Here is a 12,423-nt window from a genome sequence, read left to right on the forward strand (position 1 = left end):
TACTATTAACCAAATTAGGTTTATCTTTCCACGCTTAAAATTTTTAAATTCGTGTCTTGACAAAGGGGTCCACCTTACAGAGCTAATGCTAATATAATTCCACCGGCAAGTAGTCTCCTCATATAATTACCCACCTTCGTTTGCGAAAGATACTACTAGCAGCCCTGGCCACTAAGGAAGCTCCCCCTATAGCAAACACAATTACAAAGGCAGGAGTAAAATCTCTCACATACGGAGTTATGGCAGAGAAAAAAGCTTCTATAGTGATAACTTGCGTTTCCGGTAAAGTATTAGCTTGAATAATAGCAGTCCTTGATACATTGCCATCGGGATAAACAGCTACCAGGCCAATTTGGTAGGATTGGTCGGGCTGAAGACCTTTTACCGGGAAAGCATTGTCCACAGTTTCCCCTACTACTTGTGAATTTATAAGCACTTGGTACTTGGTTGCATCCTGTAGTTTATCCCATATAAGCCAAAGGGTATCTTGGGAACGGTTATATATACGTAACCCACTGGGCGCAGGTATAGCCTGAACTGTAAATCGCACCGGGGCAGAACGGGGGCCCTCACCATAATCGTTAACCCCAGCCACAGCTACTGTGTGAACTCCAGATGCTAAATTTTGAAGTTGAGCAGCCTGGACCCCCTCCTGAGGTTGAACGTCAGCCACGGGTTGACCATCAACATAAATCCGGTATGCTTTTATATTTTCGTAAGGTGGTAAAGGGTCCCATTGAATAGTAGCGCTCTGGTCATTTACCTGGGAGATGATAGGACTATTAGGAGCAGTAGGCTTAGGTGGTAAGGTTCTAAAAGAAATAGATATTGAGGGCCCACTTTCTCCTACATCGTTAGCTGCCGTAATATAAACTGTGTATTCGGTATTGGGTAGTAAATTTTTAAGCTGTACGCCAGGGCCGGTTACTCCCATCCACCGGCTGCCATTAATAAAAACGCTATATTGTGTAGCTCCAGGTACGGGATCCCATGCTATGTAAGCTGTCGTATCTAATACCCCTGTTACCGTTACTCCGGTAGGCGAAGAAGGAGGAGTCGGTGGGGGTGTAGTTGGGTCAGCGGCGTAGGAAAGTTCTACATTTACAGCCAAAAGCGTTAGTAGTATTGTCAAGGCGGATACTATTTTTCTCATTTAGCTTTCTCCCCCAATCATCCTCATTACCCTGGCTACGTACGTAACTGTCTCCCTAAACGGTGGTATGCCTCTATATTTCCTAACCGTCTCTGGTCCAGCATTGTAGGCGGCCAGGGCCAAAGGGAGGCTACCAAACTCGTCTAGCTGCTGGCGCAGGTATATTGCTCCTCCTAGAATGTTTTCCTTCAGGTTATAAGGGTTAACCCCCAGTGCTTTAGCTGTTTCGGGCATAAGCTGCATTACACCGATTGCACCAGCCGGGGAAATGGTATTATGATTGCCTCCAGACTCAATTAAGGCTACTGCCCTAAGCCAGATGGTCTTCAATCCCACCTTCTCAGCAGCCCAGTTTATCCATTTTTCTATTCGCTCGCTAAGCTGCTGTGTTAAGGACGGACCGGAGGTATAAGTTCTCTGTGCTACTTGCGGGTTATAGATAATTCTTGGGATTCTTGTATCCACTTTGATAATTAACCCCGCTTGCGTTGAATTAGATATATCTTTATTTTTTATTTGGGAGCAGTCCACTGCCACCGCTATGGAGGACTTGGTCCCTCTACAGTTAACCTTGATGGGGGAAGCCTCAACAATTGCCGGGCTTGCATATAAGATAGCTCCAACGATGATGGAAGTTATAAACCTTTTAATCATAATAGATGTACACACCTGTCTTCGTCCTCCTAATACGTGGGTTTCGGGTACTGCTCACGTATATTGACGACCTGCGAGGTCGGCGCGGTGTGGAACTCTTAGGTTTTGCAGGGAAGTACTTCTTCTTGAATATGTCCGTTAAGTAATCAATAAGCATTCGAAATCCTAAAAGAGCAAACGCTATGGCGTACAATGGAAAAAGCACTTTTATGATCATGGCTATTTGGAATAAAACATCCGTAGAGTTAGCGTTTATCTGAAACATTTTTACCACCCAGCGAAGCAAATTTAATTAACTTGCTTGGACTTAAATTTAGGTCGTGCCTCCCTAAAGCGATTCCTTAACAGGCGCGACAGTTTTAGCTTCTGCCGCGCCTGCCAATATATTAAAAGTGGCCGTTATAATTGCGGCCACAATTATTTTTTTAATCATTTTTATAGCCTCCTCGCAATAAAAGTCTTCACTATTTCAATCAAAAAAGGAGTGGCCTTAAGTCCAAAGTATAAGGCTAGCAATCCTCCAGTCGGCAATAGAATTGCCCCCGTATTTTGTAAGACATCAGTTACCATGTTATAGGAACTAACTATAGAAGATACGGTAACTCCTACTTTAGTGGAAGGGAATTCTTCTCCTGATGGTGAAACAGCTACTATTTGCACGGTGTAATATCCCGGACCTGAAGCGGAATAATCATAACTCGTCTTAGTGACATTGGCCACTTCAGTATCATTAATGAGAACTTTATAGTTAAAGCCACTACCTGAACTCGTCCATGATATTTTAATTGCCCTACCATCTACTCGCACGGTTATTACCGGGTGAGGAGAGGCCGGGGTAGTTACCGTAGCTGCATTGCTTATATCCGAAATAAAACCATCTGTAGAATAGGCCTTTATCCCGTAGATATATCTGGTATTGGGACTCACCGTATTATCAATATAGGTGTTTTCAGTTGCTCTTACCCTGGCTATCTCTATATAATCCCGGTAGATAATATAACCGGCTAAGTTCGGATCTGTATTAGGTTGCCATGTTAGCTGTACCTGATTATAAGAAATTACTGTGGCAGTGAGACCCTTGGGCGCATTTATAGCTACAGGAGTAGTAACAGTAGCGGCATTACTTATATCCGATATGTTGCCATTGACATCATAAGCCTTTACACCATAAATATAGGTCGTATTAGGCTGAACTGTATTATCTACATAAGTTGTTTCATTAGGCCCCACCCTGGCTATCTCTACATAATCCCTGTAAATTATATACCCGGCCAGCCCTTCTCCTGTGCTGGGTTCCCAAGAAAGATGTACTTCATTGTAGGAGGTAGCTATAGCTGTTAATCTTTGAGGTGCTTGCAAAAGGGAGATGGTCACCCGAACCGTATTAGACGGATCTGAAATATTGTTCCCACTTTTCGATCTAACCCGATAGTAGTAGGTCAATCCTTTTATTAGGCCACCATCAGTGTAAGAAGTAGCGGAAACCTCAGTCACCCCTATCCAGTTAATGCCATCCTCACTTCTTTCAACTAAATAGGAAGCTGCATACTCTGTACCATCCCACGTTAGAAGAACATTAGTACCAGAAGTATTTGCTACTAAATTGGTAGGGGCTGGTAATTTTCCTATAGTAACTTGTACTACTTCGGAGGGCTCTGAAATAGAGCCACCGTTTTTAGACCGTATCCTGTACCAATATGTGGAGTTCCAGTTTAATTGGCTATCTTGGTAGAAAGTATTGGTAGTTTCCGCAATAGTGGCCCAGTTAGAACCATCAATACTCCTTTCGATTAAGTAAGAAGTAGCGCCTTGCCCTTCTTGCCATGATAAGGACACGTTATTACCCGATACAGTGGCAATAATCCCCGTGGGGGCAACTACCATTACCTGGTTTGTTGTAAAACTTACAGATTGGGAAAGCTGGCTTTCAGCCGCATTATTAATGGCGCTAACCGAAACGAAATAGGTAGTATTAGGGGATAGACCCGTTAGGACATAGGATGTATTTGAAGTTGTTCCTATGAAATTCCCGTTTAGGTATATTCCATAGGAAGTAGCATTGCTAACAGGACTCCAGGACACTGAAGCGCTATTATATGTAATATTATTTACGCCCACGTTGGCTGGTGTTGAGAGCACTTGAGAAAATACCGTTTCTACTTGATACTGTTGGGTACCAATCACTACCGAGTCAAAGCCTATACGCCCCGTACCTGAATGAACAATTTTCACCGTATGAAGACCATCGCTGGAATTTATCTGGTAACTACTCAAGTTAATAAGATCGGCGGAAGAACTTATAGTAGCTACAAGATTACCATCCAAGTAAACACTGAATGAACCCCATCCAGAGAATTTTACGAAATACAACTTCAAAGAGGTTCCGCTGTAGCGAATCGATATGCTGTCGTTAATATTGTCGGAATATAAAATTAGACCATTTGAGGCTGCGAAGCTATCACCCTGTTTCCAAGCTCCTTCAAACCTAAATGTAGTTTCTGCCAATGCAGGAGATAAAAAAGAGGCAATTAGAATAGTAGTAATTACCATTATAATAATCAGTTTATGTATGCGGCGTCCGCCACCACGTTTTATTTCCACTTGTTATCACCCCGTAAGCCGTAACCGGCAGCCAGGTAAAGAAAAATAATCCTGCGGTAATGAGATAAGCCCACGAACGTGCATTCTTAACCTTTTCTGCTAGCATAGGTAAAACATAAATCGCTGGTGAGTATATCAAAACCCCCAAAATATATTTCCAACCTGAAAGAGCCAAGGATATTAGAACCGAAGTCAATATTATAAGGTGCATCGGAACCCACATTATTGCATCTAGCGCTTGGATAGCCCCCCTAATGTCTCCTCTAGCCCAAGACTTTAGCCCGTAAAAGACCAGCCTAGGTAGATACTTTGCTATTACCTGGGTCTGGCCTCTTATCCAACGCACCCTTTGCCGCAACGAAATATCCAAGGTCCTGGGTTTTTGATCATACACAACCGCATCCGGCGCAAATTTGACTTTTTCGCTCTGTAAAATAAGCTGGCATGTATATTCCACGTCATCAGTGAGCGTATCTACGTTCCAACCTACTTTCTTTAAAACCGAGGTACTTATACAAAAGCCGGTTCCCCCTAGCCAACTTGATAAACCTAGTTTTGACCGGACCATATTTAACCTGCATAAGTACCAAAACATATAGGCATAGTTGGCAGAAACCCAGCTATCGCTAGGATTTAACGTTTCCAGGTAGCCTTGCACCACCTGGTGCCCGTTCTTTAACTCCCTATCGAGAGCATTTAAAAAATTAGGGTCTACTCGATTATCCGCATCCAAAATCACTACTGCATCATATTTCTCGAGATCTATCACATTAAATGCCCACTTTAGGGCATGTTGTTTTCCCTTTTGGGGGTCTTGTCTTTCTAAAACTATTGCTCCCGCCTGCCGGGCAAGTTTAGCAGTTCTATCCGTACAGTTATCGGCTATAACATAAATGTCGAACAGGTTCTTGGGGTAATAGCATTGCTTTAGTGACTGAATAGAAGCTTTAATAACCCCTTCCTCGTTATGAGCAGGGAAAAGAACGGCAAACCGGCTTTTAGCTTTACCTTCGGGCTTAAAGGTTGCTCTCCTAGATATAGAGAGGGAAAGTAAGAACCATATTAAGTGATAATAGTAAAAAAATATAATAACAGTCAGTATAACTTTCATAGTAGGCCCCTACAGATATACATGATTTTAGTCAACTGGGCACCCCTTATAAGAGTGCCCAGTTACGGAATAAAGCACCTGTGCCATCCAGACTAGACCACAATTAGGCCCTACGGCGGGAGAAAATAGTCTTGACACCCCCGATAACCATAGGGAAAGCCAGGAAAGCGAGCCCTATTACCAGTAAGGGCCAGAAAGTGTTAAATAGCTGGCTTATATAGCTTAGAATATCAGCAGGAACAATATTAAGACTCATCCTTTGACGCCTCCCATAGAGTTTTTTATTAATAACCGCTTAAAAGCGGTTAATTAACCCCGGTGATCTTCAATAAACTTGCGGAAAGCATTGACAATACCCTCAAGTAACAAGGTAGCTAGACCGATAGCAATTGCAGCCGCTAAAATAGGCCAAAATGAATAAAAAACGTTAGCTAGAAATTGATAAAACATGTTTATATCGTAATTTAGGGTCCACTGTGGCATAGGACTCCCGCCCTTACTTAGTAGCGTAGTGGCGGAAAATCATAATTAAGCCTCCAAAAACGAACAGGGCAAGTAATGCTCCAATAAAAGGCCAAAGCAAAGGGGTAAGGGAACCAAAGACGTTAGCAAACTGCCGGTATACTTCTTGCATATTGACATCAAAACTCATAAGGCTCCCCCTTCTTTACCTGAGGAGCACTAAGGCCATCCCCAGGAGAGACAAACACATCATTGCAAAAAAGATTGCCTTAATGATCCAAGGGTTGCTGAAGAACCACATTACTGCGTAGGCGAAATTATAATCCACGCCACCACCCCGCCAGCCTCAGCACCAGATACAGGGCGGCAAAAGGAACGATAAAAGCTATGCTGTAAATTGTCACCAAATCGTGACCGGGTATAATTTGCCACATTATATAAACCCTTCCCGATCTGCTATGTCGTAAATTACTTTGAAACTCACTACTGCTAGAATAAGGGCTAAAAGGCCGCCTATAATCATGTCGCCATAGCTTAATTCTTGGAGTACCTTGAATAAACCGTGGGGCGTCTGTACTAAATATTCCAAAGTTGCCACCCCTGTTTTTAGGATAGGGTGAAAAGCTACTAGAAAACAATGAACAAAAACTGAATGGTTTTAGGGACCATTTCCCTTTTGGGTATGTATTTCTCTTAATACCCGCCTGTAACTCAAATCAATAGCTCGATCCCTTGCCCACGTGTGAACTATCATAGCAAGCCTGGCTATCCAAAAAAGAATTTGTTCCAGCATTTGCAATACCTCCCTATCGCCTAGACTATTCTTCTCATGGTCCTAGCCAGTAAATCTACTTCCCGACTAGTCATGTATATCCTAAGCTTTTCCAGGACACGCCTGCGAATGCGGTATATATTTCTCTCGGTGTAACACATTTCCGCAGCAATTTGCTCAACCGTAGCTCCGTCAATGTATTTTCGTCTGGCAAAATATCTTTCAGCCTCGGGCAAAGCCGAAATAAAGTTTTCTAGCATTTTTTGCTGCGTAGGGCTAAGAAGGTCGTAATGCCGCAGAAGAAAATCATAATTACCAAGATCCATTAACCTTCCCCCTATCATTGTAAGGATAAAGTTTTACCCAACTTCGCTATTACTCACCTGATCCATGGGGGTTATTACTCCCGGCTGGCTTCTAAACGAGCCTGTATAAGTCTCGGTATTTGTCATCCTCAAGCTCATTCCAGGGCCGGCCAATTTTGACGGCACCCGGTTCCGCTCTGGGTTTAAGGTAGTCCTCAAACGGCCTGGATGGGCCTAAAAAAGTGGCTGGGTGCTTTATATAACGCTCTTCAAGCCGATTTGCCGTGCAATATTCAGCATAGTAGCCCGCAGCACAAATCAGTGTCTCAGAGCTAATACCTTCCCTTAGCCTGGCTCGCCAGGCTTTAAAAGCAGCCCGTTTCTCTACTTTGCGGGGATATAGACTCCAAAACTTCTCAAATTCAGCCGTATAAACTTCCTGCACCTTGGTCTTAGGAGCTTGAAGCTTATCGGAATCAGAACGACCACTTTTCAAATCAGGGGATGGACTAACACACGCAGCCGTAGCCGTAGGCGGAGGCTGATTTTCTCCCCCCTTAACCCCCCTCGATTCTGTTATATCTCCCTCAGTTATTTGATTTGTATCTAGATCCACGTTAGTTACTGAAGGTGAAAGAGAAAGTGAAGGTGAAGGGGAAGGTACATTTTGTGGCATTTCGCGGAGATGAGTGGCATTTTGCGGTGGTTTGCGCTGGTCAGTGGCATTTTGCGGTATTGCGCGGCAATCAGCGTTAGAAGGTGGCGCAGGATATTGAGAGTTGTCCACCTTTCTTTTGCTGGCAGGTATATAGGTTTGATACTTGTAAAAACTCTCGGGCCTTAGAGACAAATATCTTTTACCTTCAACTTCGTACAGCACTATAAGGCCTACTTCGGCTATGGCCTTCAGGGCATTGTCTATTTCTTCCGGGCTAACATCAAAGGCTGGCAGAACTGTTAATTTTACCTGCATAGGGTCGGCCGTATACCTCCCCCAATCATCTACATGGGGTATAAGCCATGTAAAGAGCAATACAGCCAAAGGCCCTGCCTTTTGAGCTAACTGGGCTACTCTTGTATCGGTAGAAATATCAGTGCTAATACTTCTTTTTCTTGACATTTTTACCCCTCTTATTTGTCTAATTTTACCGGACTAAAGTATATTGCTCCTTCCCTTAAATCCCATATTAGGCGTTTTATAGCTCCCTTGAGGCAACCTGCTTTAGCAGCATAGTAGTAAGCGCCTTGATCAGGATCAGCCTCTCTAGCCTGTTCTTCCGAGTCGTCAATTATGTGTTCTAATCTGGCAATAAGATCCAACCTTTCCTCTTTGGTCATCTGTTCCACCCGCCCAAGTAGGGTTAGCCTTTCTTAAAATAATTACAGGCGAACGTATAGCTATTTATTTTCTTACCGGAAAGCTTGCAATAACAGCGTTTAGAGCTATAGAAGAAGCATAACAAGCATATATTTAGCGCTTTGGGTTGGTAAGGGCTTACTATTTCCAGTTGTATAAACACAGCTATTCCACCTGCCTCCCTTACTCGTTCAACTGGAACCCTATCTCGCCTGTGCAGTATCTTTGAAATATACATCATTCAACTTGGAAAAAATCTTTTATTAGCCAGTCAGCTTGACTCTTTTTAATACCTATCGGCTCATCTAATATTTCCCAATCGGAATTCAGTAGATCAATAATGCACTCAGCATTTTTACAGTTTTTATAACCACTTGGAAAAACTCTTTTTAGCTGATCGAATACTAATAATGCTTCTTCCTTACTTTGATAGCCATAGGTCGATAAGTATTTTTGCCTGCCGTTTGCTATTTCGCTAATTTGCACATATCCTCCATACTTTTCTTCAAGCTGCATCTGGAAACCACAGTCGCATTCGAATATCAAATTTATCCCCTCTTTCCCAGTTAATGCTTATAATTCTTATGGCCCCCACTGTAGCTCATCTCCAACCTCTGCCTCATCTGCACCAGGTATAATCTAAAGTCCTTAACCTTACCTAGAAATGCAGCTATCCTCATCCTTTACCTCTCCTTTCCGGCGTGAGTGAACGTATGTCCCTCGGAGTTTGGGCTGGTGAGCGCGTATGTGGATAGCGCAATCATTTCCACTTTGTAAGCATTGACGCGCTCCCCAACCCGTGATAGAATGAGCTTAAGTCATAGGTTTTACTGTACGGCTTCTAAAGCCGTTTTTCTTTTTATTACCCACCTAGTTGACTTTTTCTTGACTACCACATTTAGGGCATATACCTATCTTTAGGATGGGGTACCACTTTTCTTCTCCGCTACCATAGCCACAATTTGCACAAACAGCAGGCCCTTGTTGTATCTCTTCATCAGCTATACCTAGATCTCTCAGGGTAAACCTTCTAAACCTACCCTTGCTGTCTCTAGGTATAAGGCGCCCATTTGGTGTTCTATAGGCCCTTAACATTTACTATCACTCCTCCTTGCTCTTTTACGCGATTCACCAATGCGCGATAAAATGTGGTGGAGTAGTAGGTGTTAAGATTAGTCGCCGGTGATGGGTAACTACTACTTTTCATAATCGTTGGAAAGGGAGTGTAGTGTTTCCGCTATAAGTAGCACGGCGCATTTCCGGCTGTTGGCGTCCCACCATTCGCAGCAGTCAGCCACACATCCGCGATTCAAAAGCGGGCAGGTTCCCATGCGTTTCACCTCCTCTCTATGTAGTCAATGCACTTACGCCTTCTCGTCGGCCCTAGGAAGGGCACTGGATACCCCTTGTAGATACACCCCTCTAACTCACCTTCACAGGCGTAGTTGACGCACTTTTGACAAAACCAATACCTGAACCGTCCTTCGTAGCCGCCCGCGTAATACTCATTTCTCGCCTTATCATACCAGCTTGGTAATTGCCAGTTCGTCATAAGTCCCTTCCCCTCGTTACTAGTCGTGTTCGCAGGTACATTTGGTAATCTCGCTGATTATAGGTCTTGGGTAGCTCCTTCCCGATAGGGAACCCGGCTATCTTTAACAGTGTCTCCGCGCAAATTGTGAGGTCCTGCTCATAGTTGGGGTCTTCCGGACTGGCGTAACGGCGTTCGATAATCATTTGTGTGCGGCTGGGCATACGTTCTATCTCCCCTCTGTGCCGGTGTGCTGGGTATATGTCCGATAGTCATTAATTTCCTCATAAAAAAGCCACTCTACTGAGACATTAAAGTATCGAGCCAGCTTTTGTTTTATATGCTTTCGGGGTTCACGTTTACCGGCCTCTATCCTCGCTAACATACTTTGGGAAATTCCTATTGCATGTGCTAGTTCTTGCTGAGATAATCCGTATCTAGTCCGTAGTTCGGTTAAGCGCATGTTCCTCAATTTTTTCACCCCCTATATGTCCAACAGGCATACCGTCTAATTTTAGTTTAATGCCTATTGGTCATGCTGTCAAGTGGTAAATTGGGGTCTTTATGGCGATTGGTCATTTTACTTTTCTATGACTATGGGTAATAATTGTAAGTAGGGGAGTGTGTGACATGGAGGATTTAGGAACTAGGCTAGCCCAGCTTAGAAAAGCAAAGGGGCTTTCTCAAGAAGAACTAGCGAAGGTACTACATTTAAATCAAAGTACCATAGCCTACTATGAGTCGGGTAAAAAGCGGCCTAGTTATGAAGTCCTCCAAAGCCTAGCCGAATTCTTTGGCGTCTCGATAGACTATCTCCTCGGTCGCACCGACGATCCCCGCACCCTTGACCAAATCACGGCCGAGGCTGAAAAAAAGATAGACGAGGCCCTAGAAGGTGATGAAGAACTCATGGCCTTCTGGCAAGAACTTAAAAAGAGAGACGACCTCCAACTCCTATTCAAGCAAGTTAGGCCCTTGTCGCCCAAGGCAATCAGGAGGATAATGGCGGTAATTAAGGCCATTGAAGATGCGGAAGCCATGGAGGATTAAAGCTTATTCTGGGAAATGAAGATAAACATTAGGGAGGGAGACAATATGTCTCTTGCTATTGAAAAAATCACCAGGGAATTTTCCAACCTGACAACCCAAGAAAAAATAGAGTTTCTAAAGAAAGTGATTGCTGGCCCCCCTGGCGAATGGATTGAGTTAGACAACAAGCTATATTTTATCCCTGAAGGGTCACCGGCCACAGAAGAGGAAGAAAAAGCTTTCGCACAGGCAAACGCCGAAATAGAGGCTGGCCAGGGGGTCACTCTAGATGAGCTCAAAAGAAGCCTTGGATTTTAAAATAGTCCTTGCCAAACAGCCAGCTAAGTATATTCAAAAACTGGACAGTAAATGGCAAAAAAGGATTTTAGCTATCTTAGAGGAAATGTCGAAGAATCCTTACGGCGGAGATATTGAAACAATAAAGGGTAAGCCTGGGTACTACCGGCGTAGGATAGGGGGTTATCGTTTAAAGTTTAAAGTGGAAAAAGAAAGAAGAGAAGTCCATATTTTAGAGTTCGGGCCAAGAGGAGATTTTGACTTTTAGATAATCCGATTTTAGGGAGTGTCTGGCATTAGAGATGTTCCTGATATGGAAAATTAAGTTAGAAAGGAACTCTGAAGATATAGCTGAATTTGAGGCTGGTAAGGCAGAAATAACTCGAGGTGAATGGATAGATTGGGATGAGCTCCGAAAAGAACTCAATCTTTGATATTGCCAGCATTGGCCCCCGCTAAGGCGTATATAAATAAGCTGCCATTATTGTTGACTGGCAGCCTTTTTATTTGTCGCCAGGTTTCGACAGGATGTGACACAGATGCACCACTTAATCCGCACCTTACTTGACCCTGACCTTGACCCCGAAGAAATTATGAAAGCCCATGACATCTACCCATGCGTAGCCGACCTAGAACCCGGCTCACTCGCCTTTGTCTATCGTTCCCGTAAGGGACGTTATTACATAATCATCGACAGCAGCTTGAGCCCGGAGGCCAGAGAGAAAACATTCTGGCATGAGACACACCATATTCTAGTGGACATGCCCCAAACCCAATACGTGGTAGGTTTGGACATGCAGGGGCATAGCCTGGAGGTGAAAGCGGATATGTTTGTCCGCGAAGTAGCAACCAAATACTTAGAGAGGGATGTCCCATGCAAGTTCAGATAGATATTTGGTTACTTATTAAGTATATCCTAATATTTAGTCTGCCTTTCATTATACTTTTGTTGCTCAAAGAATTTCTTTACTCCTTGCCCTATTGGATCCGTGAATGGCGCTACCGCAACGCTGGCCTTCACGAGATAGATACTATGACCGGCCGAGATTTTGAGATTAGGCTTCGGCGGTTATTTCGTAACCGTCAAATATAACCCACTTTTTGCCCTTACGTAAGATAAGAATAAAGAACCCCCACCGATTTCTGAGATG

Annotated in this window: 20 protein-coding genes; 4 read left to right on the forward strand and 16 right to left on the reverse strand. The window is 43.6% G+C overall.

The genetic code is table 11. The annotated features are described in order from the left end of the window. Nucleotides 1–118: 118 nt before the first annotated feature. From AC1BI1_RS14710 to AC1BI1_RS14785, 16 genes are all read right to left on the reverse strand, one after another. Nucleotides 119–1,153 carry a fibronectin type III domain-containing protein gene (locus tag AC1BI1_RS14710; protein ID WP_476718058.1) on the reverse strand — a complete coding sequence of 345 codons (1,035 nt, stop codon included), beginning with the start codon at nucleotides 1,151–1,153 and terminating at the stop codon, nucleotides 119–121. Further along, nucleotides 1,154–1,822, reverse strand: a complete 669-nt coding sequence (locus AC1BI1_RS14715) for a lytic transglycosylase domain-containing protein (RefSeq protein WP_476718059.1) — start codon at nucleotides 1,820–1,822, stop codon at nucleotides 1,154–1,156. A 420-nt stretch (nucleotides 1,823–2,242) separates the two neighbouring features. Continuing rightward, nucleotides 2,243–4,408 carry a fibronectin type III domain-containing protein gene (locus AC1BI1_RS14720; RefSeq protein ID WP_476718060.1) on the reverse strand — a complete coding sequence of 722 codons (2,166 nt, stop codon included), beginning with the start codon at nucleotides 4,406–4,408 and terminating at the stop codon, nucleotides 2,243–2,245. Next, nucleotides 4,371–5,519, reverse strand: coding sequence for a glycosyltransferase family 2 protein (locus tag AC1BI1_RS14725; protein ID WP_476718061.1), 1,149 nt, complete (start codon nucleotides 5,517–5,519; stop codon nucleotides 4,371–4,373). Before AC1BI1_RS14725 ends, AC1BI1_RS14720 begins: the two co-directional genes overlap by 38 nt. Nucleotides 5,520–5,622: 103 nt before the next feature. After that, nucleotides 5,623–5,775 carry a hypothetical protein gene (locus AC1BI1_RS14730; protein WP_476718062.1) on the reverse strand — a complete coding sequence of 51 codons (153 nt, stop codon included), beginning with the start codon at nucleotides 5,773–5,775 and terminating at the stop codon, nucleotides 5,623–5,625. 53 nt (nucleotides 5,776–5,828) lie between these two features. Further along, complete coding sequence (locus AC1BI1_RS14735) at nucleotides 5,829–6,002, reverse strand: hypothetical protein (protein ID WP_476718063.1); 174 nt, start codon at nucleotides 6,000–6,002, stop codon at nucleotides 5,829–5,831. A 13-nt stretch (nucleotides 6,003–6,015) separates the two neighbouring features. After that, nucleotides 6,016–6,171, reverse strand: a complete 156-nt coding sequence (locus AC1BI1_RS14740) for a hypothetical protein (protein WP_476718064.1) — start codon at nucleotides 6,169–6,171, stop codon at nucleotides 6,016–6,018. Nucleotides 6,172–6,414: 243 nt separating this feature from the next. Then, the gene (locus AC1BI1_RS14745) at nucleotides 6,415–6,570 is read right to left on the reverse strand and encodes a hypothetical protein (RefSeq protein WP_476718065.1); all 156 of its coding nucleotides are present in this window, start codon (nucleotides 6,568–6,570) and stop codon (nucleotides 6,415–6,417) included. A 69-nt stretch (nucleotides 6,571–6,639) separates the two neighbouring features. Next, nucleotides 6,640–6,774 (reverse strand): hypothetical protein, encoded by a 135-nt coding sequence (locus AC1BI1_RS14750; RefSeq protein ID WP_476718066.1) that lies wholly within the window; start codon nucleotides 6,772–6,774, stop codon nucleotides 6,640–6,642. Between the two features lie 20 nt (nucleotides 6,775–6,794). Next, nucleotides 6,795–7,079, reverse strand: coding sequence for a sigma-70 RNA polymerase sigma factor region 4 domain-containing protein (locus AC1BI1_RS14755; protein WP_476718067.1), 285 nt, complete (start codon nucleotides 7,077–7,079; stop codon nucleotides 6,795–6,797). Between the two features lie 91 nt (nucleotides 7,080–7,170). Then, a complete protein-coding gene (locus AC1BI1_RS14760; protein WP_476718068.1) occupies nucleotides 7,171–8,178 on the reverse strand; it encodes a hypothetical protein in 1,008 nt (335 codons plus the stop codon). A gap of 11 nt (nucleotides 8,179–8,189) precedes the next feature. Further along, nucleotides 8,190–8,396, reverse strand: a complete 207-nt coding sequence (locus AC1BI1_RS14765; protein ID WP_476718069.1) for a hypothetical protein — start codon at nucleotides 8,394–8,396, stop codon at nucleotides 8,190–8,192. A 256-nt stretch (nucleotides 8,397–8,652) separates the two neighbouring features. Continuing rightward, complete coding sequence (locus AC1BI1_RS14770; protein ID WP_476718070.1) at nucleotides 8,653–8,931, reverse strand: hypothetical protein; 279 nt, start codon at nucleotides 8,929–8,931, stop codon at nucleotides 8,653–8,655. Between the two features lie 354 nt (nucleotides 8,932–9,285). Continuing rightward, entirely contained in the window at nucleotides 9,286–9,510 is a 225-nt protein-coding gene (locus AC1BI1_RS14775; protein ID WP_476718071.1) for a hypothetical protein, read from the reverse strand. Nucleotides 9,511–9,963: 453 nt separating this feature from the next. Further along, nucleotides 9,964–10,170: a hypothetical protein gene (locus AC1BI1_RS14780; RefSeq protein WP_476718072.1), complete on the reverse strand. Its 207-nt coding sequence runs from the start codon at nucleotides 10,168–10,170 to the stop codon at nucleotides 9,964–9,966. Nucleotides 10,171–10,175: 5 nt separating this feature from the next. Next, nucleotides 10,176–10,409, reverse strand: coding sequence for a helix-turn-helix transcriptional regulator (locus tag AC1BI1_RS14785; RefSeq protein WP_476718077.1), 234 nt, complete (start codon nucleotides 10,407–10,409; stop codon nucleotides 10,176–10,178). Nucleotides 10,410–10,576: 167 nt separating this feature from the next. Here AC1BI1_RS14785 and AC1BI1_RS14790 point away from each other — a divergent pair, with 167 nt between their 5' ends. From AC1BI1_RS14790 to AC1BI1_RS14805, 4 genes are all read left to right on the forward strand, one after another. Further along, on the forward strand, nucleotides 10,577–10,996 hold the full coding sequence (locus AC1BI1_RS14790; protein WP_476718073.1) for a helix-turn-helix domain-containing protein: 420 nt from the start codon (nucleotides 10,577–10,579) through the stop codon (nucleotides 10,994–10,996). Between the two features lie 45 nt (nucleotides 10,997–11,041). Then, nucleotides 11,042–11,293 carry a hypothetical protein gene (locus AC1BI1_RS14795; protein ID WP_476718074.1) on the forward strand — a complete coding sequence of 84 codons (252 nt, stop codon included), beginning with the start codon at nucleotides 11,042–11,044 and terminating at the stop codon, nucleotides 11,291–11,293. Next, complete coding sequence (locus AC1BI1_RS14800; RefSeq protein ID WP_476718075.1) at nucleotides 11,265–11,540, forward strand: type II toxin-antitoxin system RelE family toxin; 276 nt, start codon at nucleotides 11,265–11,267, stop codon at nucleotides 11,538–11,540. The genes AC1BI1_RS14795 and AC1BI1_RS14800 overlap by 29 nt, the downstream gene beginning before the upstream one ends. A 271-nt stretch (nucleotides 11,541–11,811) precedes the next feature. Further along, nucleotides 11,812–12,162 (forward strand): hypothetical protein, encoded by a 351-nt coding sequence (locus tag AC1BI1_RS14805; RefSeq protein ID WP_476718076.1) that lies wholly within the window; start codon nucleotides 11,812–11,814, stop codon nucleotides 12,160–12,162. Nucleotides 12,163–12,423 lie beyond the last annotated feature (261 nt).

The organism is Thermanaeromonas sp. DSM 22490 (genome assembly GCF_056378755.1).